The sequence below is a fragment of the Thioclava sp. GXIMD2076 genome, from assembly GCF_037949795.1.
In the GTDB taxonomy this organism is placed as follows: domain Bacteria; phylum Pseudomonadota; class Alphaproteobacteria; order Rhodobacterales; family Rhodobacteraceae; genus Thioclava; species Thioclava kandeliae.
Genome location: NZ_CP149932.1, coordinates 874,269 through 898,444, shown reverse-complemented (window position 1 = coordinate 898,444; position 24,176 = coordinate 874,269). Strand labels below are relative to the sequence as shown.

The window sequence follows — 24,176 nt, the reverse complement described above, 5'->3', positions numbered from 1 at the left end:
GCAAATTTCATGTGGGTAACTGCGGCCTTGGGGCTGCATCTGCCCACGTTTCGTGGCAGAAGGCTTGACCTGTCCGCAGGCTCAGGGACTTATGGCGACATGGCGAAACCGAAAAGCTCCACCTCCAAGACCGCCAGAGCGGCAAAGAAGAAACCGGCCTCCAAGAAGGCATCGGTGCCCCTCTCGCGTGCGACCACCGTAGCGTGGCTGCGCGCCCATGTCCTGCGTGGCGTGCTGTTTCTTCTGGCGGTGGTGTTGGCGGTGGTGGTGCTTTACAAGTTCATCAACCCGCCGACGACCATCACCATGTTCAGCGAAGCGCGCCGGCTGGGTGGCATCGACCATGAATGGGCCGCGATGGACGATATCGCACCGGTCATGGCCCGCTCGGCCGTGGCGGCCGAAGATGCGAATTTCTGCCGTCACTGGGGGTTCGACATGCGCGCGATCCGCAAGGTGATCGATGAGGGCTCCTCGCGCGGCGCCTCCACAATCAGTCAGCAAACCGCCAAGAACGTCTTCCTCTGGCAAGGGCGTTCGTGGCTGCGAAAGGCGATGGAGGCGGCCCTGACCCCTGCTATCGAGTTCATCTGGAACAAGCGCCGCATCCTCGAGGTCTATCTGAACGTGGCCGAGTTCGATGAAGGCGTCTTCGGGATCGATGCCGCGGCTTTCCGCTATTTCCGCACCACGCCCGACAAGCTGACAGCCCGTCAGGCGGCGTTGCTGGCGGCTGTGCTGCCAAACCCCAAGGAGCGCGATGCAGCCCATCCTTCGGCCTTCCTGTCGCGTCGTGCGAATGCGATCATGGACGGGGCCGCCACGATCGAGCGTGACGGCCGCGCGGAATGTTTCGAGCGTTAGACGCGCACCATCTGCACCTGCACCACATCGCATTGCTGGGTGCGGAAGGCTGCGGCGCAGGCCTCGAGGTAATAATGCCAGCCGCGCAGGAATTCCTGCCCGTAACCCAACTCAGTGGCCTTGGCCGCACGCTCCCGCAGCCGCTCGGACCACATCCGGCAGGTCTGGGCGTAATCCTCACCGAAAGCAAAGACCTCCTGCACCCTCATGCCTGCCTTGGCCGCCTGTTCGCGGATCTTGCCATCCGACAAAAGCATGCCGCCCGGAAACGCGTATTGGCGGATATAGTCGGAGCTGGCCTGATATTTCGGGAAATAGGCATCCGACACGGTGATCGCCTGAATCATCGCGCGGCCCCCTTCGTTCAGCCGGTCGCGGATCGTGCCGAAATAGGTCGGCCAGTATTTTTCGCCCACAGCCTCGATCATCTCGATGGAAACGATATTATCGAAACGTCCCTCGGTCTTGCGGTAATCCTGCAGCTTGATATCGGCGCGGCCATCCAGACGCGCATCGGCATAGCCCTTCTGCGACGGCGAGATGGTGATGCCGGTCACATGGCGCCCGCTTTCGGCAGCACGCTCGGCAAAATGGCCCCAGCCACAGCCGATCTCCAGCACCCGCTCGCCATTACCCAAACCACCGAGGATTCGGTCCAGCTTGCGGTTTTGCGCACGGGCCAGATCATTATCCTCGGGCGTGAATAACGCCGAGGAATAACTCATGCCCTCGTCGAGCCAGAGCTGGTAGAACTCGTTGCCCACATCGTAATGCGCCCGGATATTGCGCGCGGCCCCCTTCACCGAATTGGCCCGCACGATCCGGTCGATCAGGCGGAATTTCAGGTTCTGCCACGGGCTGGCAAAGGCGTAATTCTCGAGCGCCGAGAAATTCAGGAGCGCCACGGTGAGCAGGTTCTCGATGGAAGCCGTATCCCACAGCCCCGCCACATAGGTCTCGCCCAGACCGATATCACCGCGCGAGGCGATGGCCGCCACCACCGACCAGTCATGCAGCACCAGATCGGCCTCGGGCCCACCCTGACCGAAGCGATGGATGTCGCCCTCGGGCGTACGCAGAGTGAGGCTGCCTTGGGTAATGGCCTGACATGTATCCAGAAACTCGCGACGCAGGCGGTTACTCAGGAAAGGCATCATCGGGTCAGTTCTTCCTTTGGTGGGGCGGGTCTATCGCGATAGCGCGCGCCTTTGAGTTTCAACCGGAGCGCCTCCCACAGGATCAGCGCCATAATCCGCACAGGTGCCCAAGGGCGACGCAGCACGGCGCCGACGATCCGGCGATTGGTCAGCTCGACCCTCGGCGCGCGATAGGTCGCAATGAGCCCCTCCTCGCCGTTACGGAAATCGATCCGGATCACCACATGGGTGGCCGTAATTGCATATTGGAAATGATAGCCCCCGCCGATGTCCTGAAAAGGGGAAACATGAAAGATCTTGCGCGCCTCCAACACATCGGCGGGCCGGATGGGCGAAAAACCGGCATTTGCACACAGATAGCTATGCCGGTCGCCGAAGGTGTTGTTGACCTCGGCAATCACGGCGATCAGGTCATCCCCACGGAAGGCCATCCAGAAACAGACGGGGTTGAAGACACGGCCCAGAATGCGCGGCTGGGCCAGTAGGCGCAGCCGGTAGGGGCCGCTCAGCCCCTCCTGCGCAAAGGCGTGTCGTGCCCACGCCGCTCCTTGGCCTGCGCCACGCTCCCCGCCATGATCGCGGTCATGGAAGGCAAAGAGGTTGAAGCGGTTATACGAGAAAAAACGCGGCCCAGCAGGGGCCTCGGGATCGAGAAACAGATACTCGACCGGATAGCGGAAACGGTGACCGATGGCGCCGCGACGCACATGCATCGTTTCACCTGGCAAATAGTCGGTCATGCAACTGCCCCGATTTCCGGTCGCCCCATCCCTGCGGGTAGGAGTGGAGACTGCTGCGCCAGCGGCAGAAGCCCGCGGGCCACCCTCATGGCAGAGGCGATCCCGTCCTCATGGAAGCCATGACGCAGCCATGCGCCTGCAAACCATGTATTGCGCAGACCCTGACGCGCGGCAATGCCCGCTTGCGCCGCCACCGCCTCGCGGTCGAACACCGGATGATAGAATGTCTTGCTATCGTAAATCTTGCGCTCGTCGATCGCGAATTGCGGATTGAGGCTGACAAAAAGCGGATCGCTCTCGGGGATCTGCTGCAACCGGTTCATCCAGTAGCTGACGCCGAGCTTTGCTTCCTCATGACGGTGATCGGCCTGATAGACCCAGGATGACCAACAGGCGCGCCGCTTGGGCATCGCCGCCTCGTCACAATGCAGGACCATATCATTGGGCCGGTATCGGATCGCCGAAAGGAGCCGGTGTTCGACAGGATCCATATCAGCCAGAAGCCGCATCGCCTGATCCGAATGGCAAGCCATGACCACCTGATCGAAATCTTCGGGAAGCATGCCCGCACTGCTGACCGTCACGCCCTCGCTATGCCGTTTGACGGACGTGACTGGCGTCTTGGGTCGCAGATCCACGCCCCGCAAATGCAGAGCCCGCAACAGGCGCTCTACATATTGTGTAGAACCACCCTTCACAGTCCACCACTGGTGCTGTCCCGTAGCCGAAAGCAGCGCGTGGTTTTCAAAGAACCGGACCAGAGAGCGGGCAGGAAAGGCACCGATCTCCTGCGAGGGGGTGGACCAGATCGCTCCGGAGATCGGCAGGAGATAATAGTCGCGGAACCATTGCCCGAGCCCCATCTGCCCGATGAGTTCGTCCACCGTCAGATCATCGCGGGCCGCGACTTCGGGCGCGCGTGCATTGAAGGCCAGAATATCGCGTACCATGCGCAGAAAGCCGGGACGCAGGAGGTTGCGCCGCTGGGCGGTAAGTCCGCGCAGATCCTTCAAGGCATATTCGATGCGCCCTTCGTCGATCGAGGCTCCGAAGCTCATATCCGACCGGATCACCGGCACATCAAGCGTATCGAAGAGCCGCGTCAGATGCGGGTAATTGGCATAATTGAACACGATAAAACCGGTATCAACGGGTTGCTGCCCCGATCGGCCCGCCATCACCGTGCGCGCATGGCCACCAAGCCGCGTCTCGGCCTCGAAGAGTGTTACGTCATAGCTCCCGCTCAGCGCCCAAGCGGCCGAAAGCCCCGAAATCCCGCCTCCGATAACGGCGACTCGCGGCCTCAGGAGAGGATTCGCAGATACATCTAGGGACATTGTTTCTCCGGTGATTTACGCCTCATGCTACAAGATACGTCATGCAATGGGCACAAGTTTCACGCAGATGGCATTTAATTACGGAAAACTTTGGAACGTAAGAACGCCCCGCTCCCAGTGCCTTGCAAAGTTTATCTATCCTAACTCAACCTAAGCTTGCCTCATAAGTATTTCATAAACCCATAACGCGCATCCTGACGCTACGGAATTTATTCAGGGAGTGAAGGATGGAAAGCACTGTTATTAGTCCGGGGATGACGGGGCATGCTGCTTCCGCATCGCCCAATCTGGGTGGCCTGATCGGCCTTTTCCAAGCAGAACTCGGCAATACGGCCCAAGCGGCCTTCAGCCTCGGCGCGTTCGTGTCGGTTCCGACAACTGTCAGTATCGACTATCCCGAGACGATTCAGGTCGAACAGCCGATCATCATCGATGATGTCGAAGAAGCGCCCATTACAACGGCTGAAATACTCATGATGATGGAAGCCGGAGACGACTTCTACACGGCAGATATCAGTGTCCTGCTCGACGATAACCATGCTTTTACAGCAGATCCCAGCACAACCGGCGCCACCGCACTCGCAGACGCTGCGGATTTTGACTGGATGCCGAGCGCCGGTGCTGGAGCAACTGCCGCCGAAGATTACGACTACAATCTGGTCGCAGAGGGTGCGCTTGACAGCATGCCAGAACTGGATCCGCTCGATCAGTATGATGACGCGGCCCTCAGCTTCGAAAGCGCTGACAGCTTCATCTTCTTCGAGCAGGAGGCCTAAGGGGCTGGTTTACAGCCCCTTACGCACCCGATCGAAGGCGGAAAGTTCACCGATAAGATCAGCCATCTGGGTAATCGGGATCATATTCGGTCCGTCGGAGGGGGCGTTGTCGGGATCCTGATGGGTCTCGATAAACAGTGCCGAAACGCCAACCGCACAGGCCGCGCGCGCCAGAACCGGCGCAAATTCCCGCTGGCCACCCGAAGTGGTGCCCTGCCCGCCCGGCTGCTGCACGGAATGGGTCGCATCGAAGACGACCGGATAGCCCGTGCGCGACATGATCGGCAGACCGCGGAAATCGGTCACCAGCGTGTTATATCCGAAGGACGTGCCGCGATCGCAAAGCATGATCCGCTCGTTGCCGGTCGACGCGATCTTCTTGGCGACGTTTTCCATATCCCAAGGCGCCAGAAATTGGCCCTTCTTCACGTTGATGGCCCGACCGGTCTCGCCTGCTGCGAGTAGAAGATCCGTCTGACGGCAGAGGAATGCGGGGATCTGCAACACGTCAACGGCCTCGCCCACGGGTGCACATTGGTGTGCGTCATGCACATCCGTAATCACCGGACAGCCAAATTCCTCACGGATCTTCGACAGTATCCCGAGACCCTCATCGATGCCGATCCCGCGCTGGGTGCTGATCGACGACCGGTTCGCCTTGTCGTAGCTGCCTTTGAAGATGAATTTCGTGCCGGTCGCAGCGCAGGCCTCGGCAATCTTTTCGGCCATCATACGGCTATGGTCGAGGCTCTCGAGCTGGCAAGGCCCCGCGATGAGGGCAAAGGGATTAGTCCCGCCGATTTCGATATCACCGATGGTGACGATTTTATCTACGCTCATCATTCGTCCCTTCCGACCAATGGCCTACATCACGCCGCCGCGCAGGAAATCATGCACATGCAGCAGACCTACCGGCTTTTCATTCTCGACGACCAGAAGCACCGAGATCTTTTTCTGATTTAGAATTGCCAGCCCCTCGGCTGCAAGAGTATCCGGCGCAATTGTGACCGGTGTCTTGTTTGCGACCTTCGCGGCATCGGCCTGCATCAGCCCGTCCATATTGCGCCGCAAATCCCCATCGGAGATCACACCGAAGAGCTTGCCGTCCTTCATGACGATGGCAACGCCGAAGCCCTTCGCACTCATTTCCAGAAGCACATCGGACATCGGCGCTGTGTAATCTACAAAGGGAAGCGCGGCATCGGCATGCATCATCTCGGAGACGCGACGCATCTGCGCCCCCAGTTTGCCACCCGGGTGGAAGACGCCAAAATCGGTATCTTTGAACCCGCGCAGCTCCATCAGCGCCACCGCCAGCGCGTCGCCCAGCGCCAGTGTCAGCGTGGTCGAGGTGGTCGGCGCCATGCCCATCGGACAGGCCTCGGGCAGTTTGGGCAGCGTCAGCCTGTAATCGGCCGCTTTCATCAGCGTGCTCTCGGGGTTCGACGAGATCGCGATCAGCGGGATCGAGAACCGCTGGGTATGGTAGATCATATCGCGCAGCTCGGAAGTCTCGCCCGAGTTGGAGATCAGCAGGCAGATATCGGCCTCGGTCACCATGCCCAGATCACCATGGCTGGCCTCTGCCGCATGTACGAAGAACGAGGGGGTGCCGGTGGAGGCCAGCGTTGCCGCAATCTTGCGCCCGACATGGCCCGACTTACCGATCCCGCAGACGATGACACGCCCATTGATCTTCATGATCCTCTCGAGCGCCGGCACAAAATCGGCAGGCATCTCGGAAGCAAGATCGCGCAGGGCGTCAGCTTCGATGGTCAGAACCTCTCGCGCGACCCGCAGGCTCTCGGATGCGTTGATGGATTGGGCCATAAGGGCACTCCGCAGTCAAATTCGCGCAGGTGGTAACACGTTGCGCCTGCGATAGCCACAGAGCACAAGCGCAATGCCCAGCGCAACATCTAGCGTACGCGGGGATAAAGAACGGGTCACATTTTGCCACCTAAGCTTCGGATAACGCATTCCGGCATGTGAGGAACCCGATGTCCGATATTTCCGCAAACCTGTCCCTGCCCTTCATCCAGGCGTCCCAAGCCCAGAAACATGTCACCCATAACGAGGCGATCGATATTCTGGATGCGCTCGTCCAACTCTCTGTGACGAGCCGTAGCATAATGACCCCGCCCGCCACCCCCGAGACAGGCGCACGTTATATCCTCCCCGTTGGCGCGACCGGCGCATGGGCAGGCAATGAGGGGGCGGTGGCGCAATGGGGTGGTGAGGCCTGGCGCTTTTATCCGCCCCGCACGGGATGGCAAACCTATATCGCGGATGAGGCGCAATCGCTGATCTGGACGGGCACGCAATGGGCTGGGCTGTTTTCCGGCACGCTGGAGGTCGAGCGCCTTGGTATAAGCACGGCAGCCGATGACACAAACCGGCTGGCGGTGGCGTCGGAGGCCACGCTGCTGACGCATGCCGGCACCAGCCACCAGCTGAAGATCAACAAGGCGATGGCGGAGAACACCGGCAGCCTGCTGTTCCAGACCGGCTGGTCGGGACGGGCCGAGATGGGCTGCGCGGGCAGCGATGATTTCGCCATCAAGGTCAGCGCGGATGGTTCAAGCTGGGCCACAGCGCTGTCACTCGGGGCCGCAAGCGGGCAGGCCCGCCTGCCACAGGGGGCCGTCATCGATACAGCCCTGAGCGGTTCGGCCATTCTTGGCACGGTCTCCCAGACGGCAGGCGCACTGTTCGAGCGCGGCGAGACCACGGATGGCAGCTATTACAAACTGGCGAGCGGATTGATGCTCTGCCTCTCCCCCGAGATCACGATCGGCGCGGTCTCTATCGCTGCAGGCAGCCTCTTCCAGTCCGCCGCCCTGCCTTGGACCTATCCGGCAGCCTTCAGCACGGCCCCTGTCATCACTGGCAGTATCGCCACCTCCGGCACATGGATGGGGCATGGTCCCGCCGCGGTGACAGGCTGCAGCGTTACGGCCATGTCATACCAGTCCCTTACCGATGGAGGCATAATCAGGCTAACGGCCATAGGCCGATGGTTTTAAGCACCTAATCCTTTGGCACTGCCGCTCCGGTCCTTTCGGGGCGGCTTTTTCTTGTGATGGACAAGGCCCCTGCGTCGCGCGAGCCCAAAATTTCAGCAGCCCCCCTGATGGAAGAACGGGTGAAGCGCGCTCTCTGCTGGACCTCTCCGGCCAGACTGCCCTAGGATCAGGAAAACAACGGTTTTTCCAGTCATTTCCCGGAGCAACACCCGCGTATGTCCAAGACCAACGGTTCCCTGAGCGCCCGCATTGCCGACCTTCTCGAAGATGTCTATCCCGATTTCGATCCCGATATTATGGCAAGTCAGGTCATTGACGCGTTCTGGCCCGAAGGCACGCACCGGCGCAAACGGCCTCGTGTTCCGGGCAACAACCTGTGGTCCCAATCGGATGCGGTGCTCATCACCTATGGCGACTCGATCACCGATGGTGCCCATAAACCGCTGGATCTCCTCAATGACTTCCTTCTGAGCTATATGAAGGGCGTGGTGAATGGCGTCCATATCCTGCCCTTCTTCCCCTATACCTCCGATGACGGCTTCGCGGTCACCGATTATCGCAAGGTGAATTCGGCTTTGGGAGACTGGCCTGATATCAGCCGGATCGGGTCCGAGTTCCACCTGATGTCCGATCTGGTGCTCAACCATGTGTCCAGTCAGGGAGTGTGGTTCAATGCCTACCGGCAAGGGCAGGCCCCGTTCGACAAGTTCTTCTACGAGGCGCGGCCTTCGGATGACCTGAGCCAGGTGACCCGCCCGCGCACCACGCCGCTGCTGCAGGCCGTGGATACGCCCAATGGCAAACGTCATGTCTGGTGCACCTTCAGCCATGATCAGGTCGATCTCGATTTCCGCAACCCCGAGGTCCTGCTCGAGATCCTGCGCATCATCCGCCTTCATGTGGATGCGGGCGTGCAGATCCTGCGGCTCGATGCGGTGGCCTTCCTGTGGAAGGAGGTTGGGACCAACTGTATCCACCTGCCCCAGACCCATGCGATCATCCAACTGATGCGCCTGCTATGCGACTATGCCGCCGAGAACGTCATCCTTCTGACCGAGACCAACGTCCCCAAGGCCGAGAACCTTAGCTATTTCGGGGATCGGGATGAGGCGCATGCGGTCTATAACTTCCCGCTGCCACCGCTAATCCTGCATGCCATGATGTCGGGCACCGCCCGTTATCTGCTCGAATGGCAGCGCACCATGCCTCCCGCACCTCTGGGCTGTGCCTATCTCAACTTCACCGCCAGCCATGACGGGATCGGCATGCGCCCCGCCGAAGGGGTTCTGCCCGAGGCCGAGAAGGAGAAGGTCATCGACACGATCCGCGAAATCGGCGGCCTGGTGTCGATGCGCTCGCTACCCGACGGGTCGGAAAGCCCCTACGAGCTGAACTGCGGTTTCTTCGAGGCGATGGGCCGCACTTTCAAGGGCGAGGACGAGTTCCATATCAAGCGTTTCCTGTGCTCGCAGACCATCGTGATGTCGCTTGAGGGTATTCCCGCCTTCTACATCCACTCGATGCTGGCCACCCCCAATGACCATGAAGCCGTGGAACGGCGCGGCATGAACCGCGCGATCAACCGTCACAAATGGTTCTATCCCGAACTCCGCGCCAAGCTGGCCGATTACGAGAGCAACCAGAGCCGCGTTCTTAGCGCCCTGTCCGAGCGTCTGCGCCTGCGCGCCCGCCAGCCCGCGCTCCACCCCAATGCCACGCAGTTTACCCTGCATCTCGATCCCCGTTTGTTCGGCATCTGGCGCCAGTCGCTGGATCGGGCACAGTCTATCTTCGCGATCCATAATGTCAGCGATGAAGAGGTGACGGTCAGAACCGGCGATCTCAATCTGATCGACGGACAGCGCTGGTTCGATATCCTGTCAGGCGAGTTGATCGATGGCGGACCGGAGACCACGCTCACCATGGCGCCCTATCAGTGTCGCTGGATCACCAACCGCGCATAAGCTGAAAGCCGGGCGCCAGAGCCCGGCATCCATTTCGGATCAGGCAGGGGCAAACTCGGCCTCGTCCTCCGCCACGGCCTTATGGAAATCGGCGATGAAGGTCGGATCGGCAGCATTCACGCGGTTCCATGTGGGGATGAAGGGGCGCTCCTCGGGATTTTCCAGAAACACCTGCCCCGCCTTCACGATATTCTCGGCAAACAGCTCGATATGCTGCTCCTCGCCATGGCGGTCCACGCGCAGCCCGTTCATCTTGGCATCATTGTAATAGGCCTCCAGCAGATCCAGCGCGCGGCGGTAATAGGTGGCCTTCAGCGTGCGGAACATCTCCGGCGTAAAGACCGTGCCATCGGCGGCCAGCTTGCGATAGAGCGCCTTGCAGATATCCGAGGACATGCGATTCAGACCGGCACTCGCATCCTCGGGACTCGTCTCCTGATGCTTGTGGTCATAGGCGTCGGCGATCTCCACCTGACAGATCGCACCCCGTCCCAGATTGCGCCATGCTTCGGACAGCACACCAATCTCCAACCCCCAGTCCGACGGGATACGCAGATCGGGCAGCATCTGCGTGCGCATGGCAAACTCGCCCGACAGGATATAGCGGAAGGCCCGCAGGTAATCGAGGTAATCACGATCTCCCACCACCCGTTTCAGCGCGATCAGGATCGGGCTGACCAGAAGCCGCGTGACCCGCCCGTTCAGCTTGTCATTGCCGATCCGCGCATAATAGCCCTTGGACAGTTGATAGGGGAAAGACGGGTTGGCCACCGGATAGACAAGCCTATCAAGAAGCTCGCGGTTATAGGTGACGATATCGCAATCATGGATCGCCATCACCGCGCTATCGGCACAACCGATCAGATAGCCGATACAGCCCCAGACATTCTTGCCCTTGCCCGGCTCCTGTGGCGCCAAGCCCAGCACCTCCAGCCGCTCGAACAGCGCCTTCATCCGCGGGCTGTCATTCCAGATCACGGTAGTCTTCTGCGGCAGATCCGCAAAGAAGCTGCGCGCATGGCGGTATTGCGCCTCGTCTGCACGGTCGAGCCCAATGATGATCCGGTTGAGATAGGAAACCTTGGACAGTTCCTGAACGATATTGGCCAGTGCCGGCCCCTCCAGTTCGGAATAGAGGCTCGGCAGGATCAGCGAGATCTTCCGGCTCTGCGCATAGGTGCTGATCTCGTAGACCAGCTCCTCGTTCGAGCGGCTCCGCAGATTATGGAAATGGGTGATGTTCCCGTTTTGTTGGAAATCGGCCATGTCAGCCCTCCTCTTTCTCGTAATCGGCAAGAATCGCCAGTATCGCCTCGTTCCATCCGGCAGGGCCTTCGGCCTGTGTTCGCCTTATGGTCCCGTCTTTTTCTCCGGCAAGCGCGGGCAGACCGGTGCCATGGGTATTGTGGATCACCACCCCGATATCGGCCGTCTCGATCATCTCGCGGTCATTGGGCGCATCCCCCAGAGCAATCGTCAGATCTGGCCGGTAGCGGTCGATGACCGCCTGCATCTGCCCCGCTTTGGTGCCCCCAAAAGATAGCGTCAGATAGCGCCCGCCCCGCCGTGCCGAAATCCCGCTACGGGACAAAGCGGCAACAAACGCCTCTTCCTGCGCCTCGCTGCCCGTCCAGATCCCCGGTTCGGAAAAGGCCCGGACCCTGGCTTTCGCGGCCTGTGCGAGCGGCAATCCGGTCGAGGCCGCAACTCCAGCCACATCCATATCGCCAAACCCCGTGAAACAACGGCGCAATTCCCCGGGCAGCCCGTCCAGCGCATGGCGCAGATCGCGATAGGCATCGCTCTGTGTGGTGATCTGGTCCCGCGTCATCAGCGCGGCACCGTTTTCCGCGATGATTGGCATATCGCCGAGCCCGAGCGCATCATGCAGGTCGGCAATCTCGGGCGCGGTCTTGGAGCTGGCAAGCACAATGATCGCACCGCGTTCCTTCAGGGCTCTGATCGCGGGAAGCGCGGGCGCAAAACTATAGGTTTCATGGTCCAGAAGCGTTCCGTCGAGATCCGTGAAAACCAATATCGTCATGCGCTACCCTTATGTTTCATGGAAGTGTATCGCGCGCAGGTGACAGTTCAATGCCGGATCGGAGATTAACGGCACCAGCCTCATGAAAGCGTTGAATAAACGGGCATTTTGACGAATAGAGAAGATCGCCTATGCTACGGGCGCTCCTCAGATGCGAAGACCTGTCCATGATGCCCCTCCTTCTGCCCACCCTCGGTCTCTATCTGCTTGCCGCCTTTGCCGAGATCGGCGGATGTTTCGCGGTCTGGGCATGGCTGCGTCTGGGCAAAAGCCCGCTCTGGCTGGTGGCAGGTGCGCTCTGTCTCGCGCTTTTCGCCTATCTGCTGACACGCTCGCAGGCGGAGTTCGCAGGCCGCGCCTATGCCGCCTATGGCGGCATCTATATTGGCGCGTCGATCCTGTGGCTGTGGCTTATCGAGCGCCAGATCCCGACCCGCTGGGACCTGATCGGCGGCACGCTATGCGTGATCGGGATGGCGGTCATCCTGCTGGGACCGGCGCTCCAGAAATAACGCACAAAAGAAAAACCCGCCTGACCTGAGCCAGACGGGTTTTCTGAATAGCGTGGTGCCGCTGAAGGGACTCGAACCCCCGACCCCATCATTACGAATGACGTGCTCTACCAGCTGAGCTACAGCGGCACACTGTGGCGCGGCAATTAGCATGCCGCGTCGGGGATGTGTAGCCCCTAATTTATCCCAAAGCAGATTTCTTTTGAACTTCTTCGGTTTCAGTGACTTCGGGGGCTATGTCGCCCTCCGTTTCGGGTTTGGTCACGATGACGGTCTCCTCGGTAGCCCCCGTCACGATCTCCGCTTCCTCGACCTCGACACCGGCCTCTTCCGCCTTCCGTGCGGCTTCCGATTCCGGCATCACCGCAGGTGCGCCCACGATCAGCGGCAGCATCTCCGCGCCATGCGGCAGGGGCTGGTCCGATTTCGGCGGCTCGCGCCAGCTGAGCGTATCGAAACCACCGCAATTGTCACAGACCGGCGTCCAGTCACTCTGGATGTTCTGGCAGGCATCACAGCACCATTGCGGGCCACGCGGCGCAGTCAGCGCCCGAGCCAGCCAGCCGCGCACCACCGCATCATCCGAGCCCTCGCCCCGCTCGACCGCCGCCATGATGGCCAGCACGCGCGAGGTGGGATGGGTATCGGCCAGATGCCCCAGCGCACGGCGCGCCTCGGGGAAGTTCTCGGCGGCAATGTTCAGCTCGGCGCGCAGAAGACGGGTTTCTTCGTGATCGGGACGCAGGACCAGAAGCTTCTGGAAGCGCTTGAGGCGGGCCTGCGGCGTCTCCTCGGGCGCGATGGCGGCATAGGCGGCCGCCAGATCGGGATGCGGCTGGGCTTCCCATGCCTTGCGGATCACCCGCTCTGCATTTTTGGGTTTGCCCTTCCCGATATAGGAGCGCGCGGCCATCGCGGCTGCAGGAATCAGATCGGGCGAGGATTTGTTGGCGGCAATCGCGGCTTCCTGTGCCTCGATGCTCGCCCCCTCATCCAGAATGCCCTTGGCTTCCTGCAGCGCCAGAACAGCGTCGCGGCGTTTGGCGACATCCTTCGGGAGCAGACCGCTATGACGTTTGTAGCTGATGACCTTGCGGGCGTCGCCCCATGCGCCTTTTTCCGTGGACAGCTTCAGAAGCGTATCCTGCGTGTCCTGATGCGAGGGCTTCAGTGCATATGCTTTCTGCGCCAGTGCCAGCGCGGTGTCTGTATCGCCCTCGGCCAGCTTCTGGCGCATCAGCCCACGCACACCGATGAAACGGGTGCGCTGGTCGGACAGCAGGAGCTTATAGGCCTCGGTCGCTTTCTTGGTGTCACCCTTGGTCTCGGCGGCCTGTGCCACCAGAAGATTGGTCAGCTCGGGGCGGCCAAGCAATTTCTGCGCCTTCTTGGCCTGATTATACGCCAGACGGCCTTCTCCCGAGGCGACCGAGATCATACCATCCGCCAACGCCTTGTAACCGCGGCGCTCGCGCGAGCGGTCGAAATAGCGGGTCAGCGCGGTCTCGTCGCCCACGAGGAACCGCAGGAGCGCCACCACAAAGCCCACAACCTTCAGGAAGACGAAGACCGCGACGATCAGCACGAGAACGGCAATGATCGCCTGCACCGGACCAAGATTATACTCGACCCCCGCCAGCACGACCTGCACCCCATCAGCAGAACTTGCCAGCGTCATCGCGCCATAGGTGACAGCAGTGACCGCGATCAGAAAGACAGCGATTTTGATGAATGACCAAAGCATGGCCGTCCCTCCTTATTGGACCTGCGAGGCAAGCGACGAGACTGCCTCCTCAGCGGCGACACGGGTCTGTGCCTGATCGACCCAGCCCGACAGCGCGTCTTGCGACACCTGCGGCAGGGCGGAAATCTCGGTGATGGCGGTTTTGAAATCGGCCTTGTCGACGGCGGCCTGCGCGCGCGACAGGATGGCATCGGGGGTGTTCCCCTCTTTGGGCGCAACCGACCGTGCGCCTGTCTGTGTCAGCAGGAACGTCTCGAGCTTGGCACCCAGACTGTCACCGGCATCGGCACGCCGCGCCGCATCAAGCGCTTGGCGCGCCGGTGCGGGAAAGGCCTCCTGCAGCGCCTTGACGCTTTCGGGTTCCGTGCCCAGCGCCGCGGGGACATCAAGCTGGGCGTCCCGCGCCATAGCCACCGGATCGGCAATTGGAGTGCCGTTGGTGAGCGCCGCCTGTAGTTCGGCGATCGCGGCACGGGCACGGGCCTGACGCTCGGCCTCCTTGGCGGCGTCGGCATCGGGGCCGGTCAGACCATCGAGCTTGGATTGCAGCGCGTCGAGCTGGCTTTGCAGACCCGAGGTATCGCCCGCCTGACCAAGCGAGGCGATATTGTCCTGCAAGGCCGAGACGCTTTGCGTGATCGCGCTCAGCTGTGAGGATAGATCCGCCACTTGGTTTTCCATCGCCGAATTATCGGGAGCCGCAGGGGCCGGGAAGAACCTGGCCTGAATATTCTCGGGCAGCTGCGGAAGAACCCAGAGCGCCGCCGCCGCGCCGATCACGGCCGCAATCACTCCACCCGCCAGAACAGGGCCGAAACCGCCACGCTTCTCGATCACAGGGCCAGCGCTAGGAGCCGGTGCTGCAACCGAGGCCACGGGTTCGGGCTTCTTCTCCTCGGCGATAGGCGTTTCAGGCTCTGCGTCGGAAGACCAGTCCTTTTGATCCAAGTCTTTCTGCTCGGCATCCACCACATCATCGGTGCCGAAAGCCGTCTCCGAGGCGAGACTCTCCTTATGGCCCTCAAGCGGGTCGGTCTCGTCAGATGCGTCTACGGTATCCGCCCCGGTGCCGGTCACAGCTGGTGCCTCTTCGGGCGTCTCCGGCGCGGATATGTCTGCCTCGGGCGCATCAGTCACGGGAGTGTCAACCGGCGCGGTATCGTCCTTGTCGGCAGGAAGGGCCTGATCAACCGCCTCATCCGCCTTGGGCGCACCCGTTGCGGGTGTCTCCGTGTTCGGTGCCGTTCCGGATGCGGGCGTTATGCTTTCATCCTTAGCTGCATCAGTCTTCGCCGATTTCTTCTTCCCGGGTGCAGCCACGGCAACTCCTCCTACGCAATTCCTAAAGTGGGCCGAGGCCACTCTAGCCCCCGCATCCACAGATCTTCAAGACGCAACACTGCGGGATGCCAAAGCCTTGACCAGCGCGACCATAGCGGCCGCATGTGTTTCCCGTGAAACCCCGATATAGGCGCCTGACACCGCAGTGAGCTGCCGTGATACAGTAGTGCTGATTGCGCCAAGGTATAGGGGGGCGTGCGGTTTCGGCAAATATTTCGTGAAGATCGCCGCGCTACGCGGTGAAAAAAGTGGCACCAAAACAGGGGCTTCTCCTGAAAGAACCGCCATCGCCTCGGGGGTCGGAGCCTGTTCCAGCTGCCTGTAGATCTGCAGCGCCTTTGCTGCACGCCCGCGCGCGCGCAGACCTGCGACCAGATCATAGGCCAGTTGGTCCCCACAGATATGGGTAAAGGGACCCTGCCCGCCCTCGGCCAGTATCCGCGCCTCCAGCGCGCGGGCCGTGCCTTCGGCGCAGGTCACCGTAAAGCCCGCCGCCTGTGCCACTGCTGCCGTCCGCGCGCCCACACACCACGCATGTCCCCGGGCCCCGAAGGCCGCAACGAACGGCGCCACCGCCTGTTGCGAGGTAAAGACCAGATCGCCATCGGGCGCATCTTCGGGGACAACCGGCTCGATCCGCAGGAGCGCAGAGCAGATAGCGCGCATCTCCACCCCCGCCTGCCGCAGCTCGCCCAGAAAGCGGAGATTCGCCTCTGCGGGACGGGTCAGCAGCAATACGGGCGGTGCAGGCATCGGCATCCTCTATGCAGAGTGCGGATAGGGCGGCTATGGATTGTCTCACGCCGCCCGCAGTGATACCTGAGCCATAACCCATTCGCAATCGAGGCACCATGGCCCGTACACTTACCTTCCTTGGGATCGAATCCAGCTGTGACGATACGGCTGCCGCCATCGTGCGCCAGAGTGGGACGGGCACCAACGAAACCAGAACCGAGATTCTGGCGAGCGTCGTGTCGGGCCAGACCGACCTGCATGCAGCCTTCGGCGGCGTGGTCCCCGAGATCGCGGCCCGTGCCCATGCCGAAAAGCTTGATCTCTGTGTCGAGCAGGCGCTGGAACAGTCCGGCGTGGAGCTGAGCGATCTGGACGGGATCGCAGTGACCGCAGGACCGGGGCTGATTGGCGGCGTGATGTCGGGGGTGATGTGTGCCAAGGGGATCGCCGCAGGCACCGGCCTGCCGCTTGTGGGGGTCAACCATCTGGCCGGTCACGCGCTGACCCCGCGCCTGACCGATGATATGGCCTATCCCTATCTGATGTTGCTGGTCTCGGGGGGGCATTGCCAATTCCTGATCGCGCATGGCCCCGAGGAATTCACCCGCTTAGGTGGCACGATCGACGATGCACCGGGTGAGGCGTTCGACAAGACCGCCAAGCTGCTGGCCCTGCCGCAACCCGGCGGCCCGAATGTGGAGGTCGAGGCAGAGGGCGGGGATCCGAAAGCCTTCGCCTTCCCGCGGCCGCTGCTGGACCGGCCCAATTGCGATATGTCCTTCTCGGGGCTGAAGACGGCCCTTCTGCGCACCCGTGACGAGGTCGTGGCCCGGCATGGCGGCTTGCCCCGCGCGATCCGCCGCGATATCTGCGCCAGTTTTCAGGCCGCGGTCACGGATGTGCTGGTCAAGAAATCCCGCCGTGCTCTGGCCGAATATATGGCGCTCGCCCCCGAGACCCCCGGGTTTGCGGTGGCCGGTGGCGTGGCCGCGAACCGCGCCATCCGCGCGGGGCTCGAATCTGTGGCTGCCGAATCCGGCGCCCGTTTCGTGGCGCCGCCTCTGCGGCTATGCACCGATAATGCCGCAATGATCGCTTGGGCGGGGATAGAACGTTTCCGCCTCGGACATACCGACCAGATGGATCTGGTCGCGCGTCCGCGCTGGCCTCTGGACCGCAAGGCCGCACCGCTTCTGGGCTCCGGCAAAAAAGGGGCCAAAGCATGATTTCCGTTCTGGGATCGGGCGCATTCGGCACCGCGCTGGCCATCAGCCTGTCGCAAAATGGGCCCGTCACGCTCTGGTCACGCGACGCGGAGCAGGCGCAACTGCTGCAGACAACGCGCGAGAATTCCAAACGGCTGAAGGGCCTGACCCTGCCCGAGGCGATTACCGTGACCGCGAATCTCGAGACCGCCTGTGCGGCTCAGACCATTCTGCTGGCGCTGCCGATGCAGCAGACGGGCGCGTTTCTGGCCCTTCATGCCCAGCACCTGAAAGGCAAGACACTGGTCAGCTGCTCGAAGGGGATCGACCTGAGCACCGGCCTCGGCCCGACCGCGCTGATCCGCTCCAGCGTGCCGGAGGCGCGCGCGGCGATCCTGACCGGCCCCAGCTTTGCCGCCGATATCGGGCGCGGCCTACCCACGGCCCTGACACTGGCCTGCGAGGACGGGGCCGAGGCGCTACAGGAACAACTCTCGACGCCCACCCTGCGGCTCTACCGCAGCTCCGACACCACGGGGGCCGAGCTTGGCGGCGCCTTGAAAAACGTCATCGCGATTGGCGCAGGCGTCGTCATGGGCGCAGGTATGGGCGATTCCACCCGCGCTGCGCTGATGACCCGCGGTTTTGCCGAGATGACCCGCTTGGCCGTGACCCGTGGCGCGCGCGCCGAGACGCTTTCGGGGCTTGCAGGCTTCGGTGACCTGGTGCTCACCTGCACCTCCAGCCAGTCGCGCAATTTCCGCCATGGCTTCGCGCTGGGTGCGGGCGAGACCATCGACCCCAATGTGACGGTCGAAGGTGTGGCCACCGCCCATGCCGTCGCGCGGATGGCCGAAAGGGGCGGCATCGAAATGCCCATTGCGGTGATGATCGCCGCGCTCTGCGATAACCGGATGACCGTGGCCCAGGCCACTCTGGCGCTTCTGTCGCGCCCTTTGAAGGAGGAATGAATGTTCTACGCCGTGATCTGCCGCGACAAAGCGGGCCATCTGCAAACCCGTCTCGATAACCGCGAGGCCCATCTGGTCTATATGAAAGAGACGGGCATCGTAGCCCAGGCCGGCCCCTTCATCGAGAATGGCGATATGTGCGGGTCTCTGGTGATCCTCGATACCGACAGTATGGATGCCGCACAGGCCTGGGTCGATAACGAGCCCTATGGCAAGGCAGGGCTGTTCGACAGCGTGTCGATCACCGAATGGAAGAAGGTCATCTGATGCGCTACTGGCTGTTCAAATCCGAGCCCAACAAGTTCTCATGGGACCAGCTCGTTGAAAAAGGCGAGGCGGGCGAGGAATGGGACGGGATCCGTAACTATCTGGCGCGTAATAATATGCGCGAGATGAAGATCGGCGATCGCGGGCTGTTCTACCATTCCAATATCGGTAAGGAAGTCGTGGGTATCTGCGAGGTCAGCGCCGAAAGCGCGCCCGATAGCACCACCGATGATCCACGCTGGGACTGCGTGCATTTGCGTGCCGTGCGTCCGGTGAAAAAGCCGGTGACACTGGCCGATGTGAAGGCCGAGCCGCGCCTGTCGAACATGTCTCTGGTGACCTCGATGCGGCTCTCGGTGCAGCCGGTGACCGAGGAGGAATGGCGTATCGTCTGCGCGATGGCAGAGACCGATCCCGACTGACCGCAAACCCAAGGTCTGACATAAAAATGAGGGTTCCGGCACCCCTACCAGAACCCTCACCACCCCACGTGCACCCCTACGCACCACACGTGAAACTCTATCTGGTCCTGGCCTTCCTGGCCGGTCTCTATGTGTATATGTCAGAACGTCACCTGACGCAAAAGAATAGCCCTTAAAAATAGAGTATTTAGAGGGAGTTAAAGCGTATAAACTCTGAGCAGGCACATGGTCTTGACCATTTCGCCCGAGGATTGCCGCCGCCGCCCGAGGCGCTATCATAGCCCCCATGAAAACAGTCATCATCGTTGCACACGGGTCGCCTTCGGACCCCGATACCAAACAGGCAGCCCTTGAGGCGCTGGCCGAAAAGATCCGTCCGCTCTGCCCGGAGATCCGCGTTCTGGCGGCGACGCTGGCCAAGGACGATGCCCTCGCAAAGGCAGTCAATGACTGCGAGGCCCCTGTAATCTATCCATTTTTTATGGCCGAAGGGTGGTTTACCAAACGCGAGATCCCGCGCAGGCTGAAGGAGCTGGGCTGCAAGGCACAGCATATGGACCCGTTCGGCATCGATCCCGCCTTGGAAAAGCTGATTCTCGATGAGTGCCTCGCTGCGGCGGCACAGGCGGGGCTCGATAGCAGGGCAACCGACCTCATCCTTTGTGCCCACGGGTCCAAGATCGCGCGCAAATCGAAAGACAGCGCCTATGCAATGGCCGAGAAGCTGCGCCGCTCGGGCGCATTCTGGCGCGTGCGGGTCGGGCTGATCGAGGAGCCGCCCTTCCTTGAGGACGTCGCCAGGACCTCCAATCAGGGCGTCTGCCTGCCATTTTTCGCGCTGCGGGCAGGTCATGTCGATGGCGATATCCCCGAGGCGCTCGACAATGCGGGATTCTCCGGCCCGCGCCTGCCGCCCATTGGTGAGCATCCCGAAATTCCCGCGCTGATCGCGCGCGCCCTCAAGCAGTATTGCGAAAATTAACTTTTTCGCAGGGTTTTCTCCGAGAATGACGCTTTGTCATATATGTGTTACACAATGTTCGCATAAGCGTCACGACAGACCTCTAGCACAAGCGATGAGCCCGTAGCGGCCATTCAGACCTTCTGGGAGAGAACCATGAACACTGTTAAGCTGACGGCATCTGCACTTGCCATCACCGTTGCCTCCACCGCAGGCGCCTTCGCCCGCGACAACATCCAGGTTGCCGGCTCCTCGACCGTGCTGCCCTATGCCTCGATCGTGGCAGAGGCCTTCGGCGAGAACTTCGACTACCCGACGCCGGTCGTGGAATCGGGCGGCTCGTCCTCGGGTCTGAAGCGCTTCTGCGAAGGCGTGGGCGAGAACACCATCGACATCGCGAACGCCTCGCGCGCCATCAAGGACTCGGAAATCGAGACCTGCCACGCAAACGGCGTGAACGACATTATCCAGGTCCGCATCGGCTATGACGGGATCGTCTTTGCCAGCCAGAAAACCGGCCCCGAATTCACCGCCTTCCAACCGGCAGACCTCTATAACGCCCTCGGCGCCAAGGTCGTGAAAGACGGCGCGCTGGTCGACAACACCTATGCCAAGTGGTCGGATTTCAACGCCGATCTGCCGGATGTCGAGATCGCCGCCTATATTCCGGGCACCAAGCACGGCACCCGCGAGGTCTTCGAAGAGAAAGTCCTCGTTCAGGGCTGCAAGGACACCGGCGCGCTTGATGCGATGGTGTCGGGCGGCATGACCGAGAAAGACGCCGAGAAAGCCTGTATGAATGTCCGCACCGATGGCAAATCGGTCGATATCGACGGCGATTACACCGAGACCCTCGCCCGTATCGCCTCGAACCCCGATGGCGTCGGCGTCTTCGGTCTGGCCTTCTACGAGAACAACACCGACAAGCTGAAAGTGGCAACGATGGGCGGCGTCGAGCCGTCGACCGAAACCATCGCCTCGGGTGACTATCCGGTCTCGCGTCCGCTCTACTTCTACATCAAGAAGGCGCATATCGGTGTGATCCCCGGCCTGAAAGAATATGCAGAGTTCTTCGTCTCCGACGAGATCGCAGGTTCGGACGGCCCGCTGGCGCAATACGGTCTGGTTTCCGATCCGGAACTGGCAGCGACCCAAGAGCTGGTTGCTGACGAACAGACCATGGGCTCGGGCATGTAATCTGCCCTACCCGGCCAATACGGGGGGCGGCAGATCCAATGCCGCCCCCTTCTTTGTTTCGACGCCTCCATAATGGCACCCATTACAAAACGGAGCTGACATGCCTGCAATCTGGCTTCTGGTTATCGTGCTCGTGCTCGCAGCCTTGGGCTTCGTTCTCGGCCGGTCCCGCGCCCTGTCTTCCGCAGGGGGCGACAGCCGCATCCTCCATTCGCTGACCAGTTATTATGGCAGCAATGTCGCGATGATGACCCTCGTGCCGTCCCTTCTGGTTCTGGCCGTCTGGCTGATCGTGCAGCCTTTCATCATCGATATGCAGGTCACCGGCGCCATTCCGCAGGCCACGGTCGAAGAGCATGGCAATCTCAGCCTGATGATGTCGGATGTGACGCGCCTCGCCCAAGGGCTCGATGACGCGGTCGCAAAAGGCACCCTGACCGCCTCCGAGGCCAGCGGCCTGCAGGCGGGCGACGGGCTGCGTGCCCAGATGGCGGACTATGGCGTCGCGCTCGGCTCCGAGGTGGATACCCCCACGCTCGACGCGGCACAGCATTACCGCAGCCTGAACGCCACCGGAAACACCTTCCGTATGGCGGTGGTTCTGGGCGTGGCCATCGTCTTCTTCCTGCTGACGTTGAAATCCACCCATAAGGATCTTCGTGCCCGCAATATCGTCGAGCGCGGCATCAAGGCGCTGCTGATCCTCGCCGCTTCCATCGCTATCCTGACCACCATCGGGATCGTGCTATCGCTGATCTTCAACACGGTGCATTTCTTCCGCCTCTATCCGGCGACGGATTTCTTCTTTGGCACCAACTGGACGCCGTCCTTTGGTGGCGGCTCGCAGCTGGGCATTCTGCCGCTTCTGTGGGGCACGCTCTATATCAGCTTCATCGCGCTGGCCGTGGCCGTGCCGATCGGGCTCTTTGCCGCGATCTACCTCTCGGAATATGCAACCAAACCCGTCCGCGCCATCGCCAAACCCGCGCTGGAAATCCTCGCCGGTATCCCGACCATCGTCTACGGTCTGTTTGCGCTGCTGACCGTGGGCCCTGCCCTGCAGACGGTGTTCGGCCGCGACGGGCTCGACTGGATGGGGGCGGCAAGCTCGGTCATGACCGCGGGCCTCGTGATGGGCATCATGCTGATCCCCTTCGTGTCCTCGCTCTCCGATGACATCATCAATGCCGTGCCGCAATCGCTGCGCGACGGCTCCTACGGCCTCGGTGCCACCAAATCCGAGACCATCAAACAGGTGGTCTTCCCCGCCGCCCTTCCGGGCATCATCGGGGCGATCCTGCTGGCCGCTTCCCGCGCCATCGGCGAGACGATGATCGTGGTTCTGGGCGCCGGTGCCGCCGCCCGCCTCAGCCTCAACCCCTTCGAGGCGATGACCACCGTCACCGCCAAGATCGTCAGCCAGCTGACCGGTGACGCCGATTTCGCCTCACCCGAGGCGCTGGTGGCCTTCTCTCTGGGCATGACGCTCTTCGTCATGACCCTCGCGCTGAACATTGTCGCACTCTACATCGTGCGCAAGTATCGGGAGCAATACGAATGACCGACGCCGCAGCAAACACCCCCGGCACCCGTTCGATCCACCAACCCGATGCCCGCACCCGCAAACGCAATGCGCAGGAAAAACGCTTCCGCGCCATGGGGATCGCGGCGATCGGGCTGGGCATGGTCTTTCTGGTGATCCTGCTGAGCACAATCCTCAGCAATGGCGTCTCGGCCTTCCAGCAGAGCTTCATCAATGTGCCGGTCTATCTGGACCCCGCCAAGCTCGACAAGAAGGGCAATCGCGACCCCGCCGATATCGCCAAGGTCTCGACCTTCGGCTACGGCCCGCTGATCGAGAACGCGCTTCTGGAAACCGTCCAGAAAGCAGGGATCGAGACCGAGCTGACCAAAGCCAAGGATATGAAGAACCTGATCTCGGCTTCTGCCGCCAATGTGGTGCGTCAGGACGTGATCAGTGACCCCGCGCTGATCGGCCAGACCGTGACGTTCAAGATCCTCGCCTCCTCGCGCGTAGACGGCTATCTCAAGGGCCGCGTCCACCGTGACGAGATCGCACTCGACAAGAATATCACCGTGGCGCAGCTGGACCTGACCGACGGGCTTGTCGAGGCCGGCATCGTGAAGAAGCAGTTCAACTGGGACTTCATCACCGGTTCGGATGCCTCCGAGAGCCGTGCGGAACAGGCGGGCCTTGGCACCTCGATGATCGGGTCGCTCTTCATGATGCTGGTGGTGCTGTTCCTGTCGCTACCGATCGGTGTGGCGGCCTCGATCTATCTCGAGGAATTCGCGCCGCAGAACAAATGGACCGACCTGATCGAGGTGAATATCTCGAACCTCGCCGCTGTGCCGTCGATCGTTTTCGGTATCCTCGGCCTCGCGGTCTTCATCCAGTTCATGCATCTGCCGCAATCGGCGCCGCTGGTCGGTGGTCTGGTGCTGACGCTGATGACCCTGCCCACGATCATCATCTCGACCCGTGCCTCGCTCAAAGCCGTGCCGCCCTCGATCCGCGATGCAGCGCTGGGGATCGGCGCTTCCAAGATGCAATCGGTCTTCCACCATGTGCTGCCGCTGGCCATGCCCGGTATCCTGACCGGCACGATCATCGGCTTAGCACAGGCCTTGGGCGAGACCGCGCCGCTCCTGCTGATCGGGATGATCGGCTATATCGCCTCCAACCCGCCCGATGGCATTATCGCGGGCTTCCTCTCGCCCAACTCCGCGATGCCCGCACAGATCTATGAATGGGCAAAACGCGCCGACCCCGCCTATTATGAACGGGCTTGGGGGGGCATCATCATCCTCCTGGTGTTCCTGCTGACGATGAACATCATTGCAATCATCCTGCGCCGCAGATTCGAGCGCCGCTGGTAAGGGACCCAAAAT

At 61.5% G+C, this 24,176-nt stretch carries 23 protein-coding genes and 1 tRNA gene; 13 read left to right on the top strand and 11 right to left on the bottom strand.

Going from position 1 to position 24,176, the window contains the following annotated elements:
• Window positions 1-99: 99 nt before the first annotated feature.
• The gene (gene mtgA / locus WDB91_RS04410; protein ID WP_339113942.1) at window positions 100-864 is read left to right on the top strand and encodes a monofunctional biosynthetic peptidoglycan transglycosylase; all 765 of its coding nucleotides are present in this window, start codon (window positions 100-102) and stop codon (window positions 862-864) included.
• Here the strand turns inward: mtgA and WDB91_RS04405 are convergent.
• From WDB91_RS04405 to WDB91_RS04395, 3 genes are read right to left on the bottom strand one after another with little or no spacing between them, the layout of a single operon-like run.
• Complete coding sequence (locus tag WDB91_RS04405) at window positions 861-2,018, bottom strand: cyclopropane-fatty-acyl-phospholipid synthase family protein (protein ID WP_339114447.1); 1,158 nt, start codon at window positions 2,016-2,018, stop codon at window positions 861-863. The two genes, mtgA and WDB91_RS04405, sit on opposite strands and share 4 nt — an antisense overlap.
• On the bottom strand, window positions 2,018-2,761 hold the full coding sequence (locus WDB91_RS04400) for a DUF1365 domain-containing protein (protein WP_339113941.1): 744 nt from the start codon (window positions 2,759-2,761) through the stop codon (window positions 2,018-2,020). Before WDB91_RS04400 ends, WDB91_RS04405 begins: the two co-directional genes overlap by 1 nt.
• On the bottom strand, window positions 2,758-4,098 hold the full coding sequence (locus WDB91_RS04395) for an FAD-dependent oxidoreductase (protein WP_339113940.1): 1,341 nt from the start codon (window positions 4,096-4,098) through the stop codon (window positions 2,758-2,760). Before WDB91_RS04395 ends, WDB91_RS04400 begins: the two co-directional genes overlap by 4 nt.
• Before the next feature lie 227 nt (window positions 4,099-4,325).
• Between WDB91_RS04395 and WDB91_RS04390 the strand changes: the two genes are divergently transcribed.
• On the top strand, window positions 4,326-4,874 hold the full coding sequence (locus WDB91_RS04390; protein ID WP_339113939.1) for a hypothetical protein: 549 nt from the start codon (window positions 4,326-4,328) through the stop codon (window positions 4,872-4,874).
• 9 nt (window positions 4,875-4,883) lie between these two features.
• Here the strand turns inward: WDB91_RS04390 and kdsA are convergent, their stop codons facing one another.
• Together kdsA and WDB91_RS04380 are read right to left on the bottom strand one after the other, a co-directional pair.
• Window positions 4,884-5,714, bottom strand: a complete 831-nt coding sequence (gene kdsA, locus WDB91_RS04385) for a 3-deoxy-8-phosphooctulonate synthase (protein WP_339114446.1) — start codon at window positions 5,712-5,714, stop codon at window positions 4,884-4,886.
• 24 nt (window positions 5,715-5,738) lie between these two features.
• Complete coding sequence (locus WDB91_RS04380; RefSeq protein ID WP_339113938.1) at window positions 5,739-6,704, bottom strand: KpsF/GutQ family sugar-phosphate isomerase; 966 nt, start codon at window positions 6,702-6,704, stop codon at window positions 5,739-5,741.
• 170 nt (window positions 6,705-6,874) lie between these two features.
• Between WDB91_RS04380 and WDB91_RS04375 the strand changes: the two genes are divergently transcribed.
• A complete protein-coding gene (locus WDB91_RS04375; protein WP_339113937.1) occupies window positions 6,875-7,900 on the top strand; it encodes a DUF2793 domain-containing protein in 1,026 nt (341 codons plus the stop codon).
• Between the two features lie 215 nt (window positions 7,901-8,115).
• Window positions 8,116-9,864, top strand: coding sequence for a sugar phosphorylase (locus tag WDB91_RS04370; protein WP_339113936.1), 1,749 nt, complete (start codon window positions 8,116-8,118; stop codon window positions 9,862-9,864).
• A 39-nt stretch (window positions 9,865-9,903) separates the two neighbouring features.
• On the opposite strand, the gene WDB91_RS04365 is transcribed toward WDB91_RS04370, so the two are convergent.
• Complete coding sequence (locus WDB91_RS04365) at window positions 9,904-11,130, bottom strand: glycosyl transferase (RefSeq protein ID WP_339113935.1); 1,227 nt, start codon at window positions 11,128-11,130, stop codon at window positions 9,904-9,906.
• A 1-nt stretch (window position 11,131) separates the two neighbouring features.
• A complete protein-coding gene (locus tag WDB91_RS04360) occupies window positions 11,132-11,908 on the bottom strand; it encodes an HAD-IIB family hydrolase (protein ID WP_339113934.1) in 777 nt (258 codons plus the stop codon).
• Between the two features lie 170 nt (window positions 11,909-12,078).
• On the opposite strand from WDB91_RS04360, the gene WDB91_RS04355 reads away from it, so the two are divergent.
• Window positions 12,079-12,420: a YnfA family protein gene (locus WDB91_RS04355; protein ID WP_339114445.1), complete on the top strand. Its 342-nt coding sequence runs from the start codon at window positions 12,079-12,081 to the stop codon at window positions 12,418-12,420.
• A gap of 53 nt (window positions 12,421-12,473) precedes the next feature.
• On the opposite strand, the gene WDB91_RS04350 is transcribed toward WDB91_RS04355, so the two are convergent.
• The 4 genes from WDB91_RS04350 to WDB91_RS04335 all read right to left on the bottom strand — a co-directional run bounded on the left by WDB91_RS04350 (window position 12,474) and on the right by WDB91_RS04335 (window position 16,258).
• A tRNA-Thr gene (locus WDB91_RS04350) sits at window positions 12,474-12,549 on the bottom strand.
• Window positions 12,550-12,601: 52 nt separating this feature from the next.
• Window positions 12,602-14,164, bottom strand: coding sequence for a heme biosynthesis HemY N-terminal domain-containing protein (locus WDB91_RS04345; protein WP_339113933.1), 1,563 nt, complete (start codon window positions 14,162-14,164; stop codon window positions 12,602-12,604).
• Between the two features lie 12 nt (window positions 14,165-14,176).
• Complete coding sequence (locus WDB91_RS04340; RefSeq protein ID WP_339113932.1) at window positions 14,177-15,484, bottom strand: hypothetical protein; 1,308 nt, start codon at window positions 15,482-15,484, stop codon at window positions 14,177-14,179.
• A gap of 66 nt (window positions 15,485-15,550) precedes the next feature.
• A complete protein-coding gene (locus WDB91_RS04335) occupies window positions 15,551-16,258 on the bottom strand; it encodes a uroporphyrinogen-III synthase (RefSeq protein WP_339113931.1) in 708 nt (235 codons plus the stop codon).
• A 98-nt stretch (window positions 16,259-16,356) separates the two neighbouring features.
• On the opposite strand from WDB91_RS04335, the gene tsaD reads away from it, so the two are divergent.
• The 8 genes from tsaD to pstA all read left to right on the top strand — a co-directional run bounded on the left by tsaD (window position 16,357) and on the right by pstA (window position 24,164).
• Entirely contained in the window at window positions 16,357-17,466 is a 1,110-nt protein-coding gene (tsaD, locus tag WDB91_RS04330) for a tRNA (adenosine(37)-N6)-threonylcarbamoyltransferase complex transferase subunit TsaD (RefSeq protein WP_339113930.1), read from the top strand.
• On the top strand, window positions 17,463-18,416 hold the full coding sequence (locus WDB91_RS04325) for an NAD(P)H-dependent glycerol-3-phosphate dehydrogenase (protein WP_339113929.1): 954 nt from the start codon (window positions 17,463-17,465) through the stop codon (window positions 18,414-18,416). Before tsaD ends, WDB91_RS04325 begins: the two co-directional genes overlap by 4 nt.
• Window positions 18,417-18,683 carry a YciI family protein gene (locus WDB91_RS04320; protein WP_339113928.1) on the top strand — a complete coding sequence of 89 codons (267 nt, stop codon included), beginning with the start codon at window positions 18,417-18,419 and terminating at the stop codon, window positions 18,681-18,683. It begins immediately after the preceding gene.
• Window positions 18,683-19,105, top strand: coding sequence for an EVE domain-containing protein (locus WDB91_RS04315; RefSeq protein ID WP_339113927.1), 423 nt, complete (start codon window positions 18,683-18,685; stop codon window positions 19,103-19,105). The genes WDB91_RS04320 and WDB91_RS04315 overlap by 1 nt, the downstream gene beginning before the upstream one ends.
• Window positions 19,106-19,391: 286 nt before the next feature.
• Window positions 19,392-20,087 (top strand): CbiX/SirB N-terminal domain-containing protein, encoded by a 696-nt coding sequence (locus tag WDB91_RS04310; protein ID WP_339113926.1) that lies wholly within the window; start codon window positions 19,392-19,394, stop codon window positions 20,085-20,087.
• A 135-nt stretch (window positions 20,088-20,222) separates the two neighbouring features.
• Window positions 20,223-21,263 (top strand): substrate-binding domain-containing protein, encoded by a 1,041-nt coding sequence (locus WDB91_RS04305; RefSeq protein ID WP_339113925.1) that lies wholly within the window; start codon window positions 20,223-20,225, stop codon window positions 21,261-21,263.
• Window positions 21,264-21,363: 100 nt separating this feature from the next.
• Window positions 21,364-22,824 (top strand): phosphate ABC transporter permease subunit PstC, encoded by a 1,461-nt coding sequence (gene pstC / locus WDB91_RS04300; RefSeq protein WP_339113924.1) that lies wholly within the window; start codon window positions 21,364-21,366, stop codon window positions 22,822-22,824.
• Window positions 22,821-24,164, top strand: a complete 1,344-nt coding sequence (gene pstA, locus WDB91_RS04295) for a phosphate ABC transporter permease PstA (protein WP_339113923.1) — start codon at window positions 22,821-22,823, stop codon at window positions 24,162-24,164. Before pstC ends, pstA begins: the two co-directional genes overlap by 4 nt.
• The last annotated feature ends 12 nt before the right edge of the window (window positions 24,165-24,176 follow it).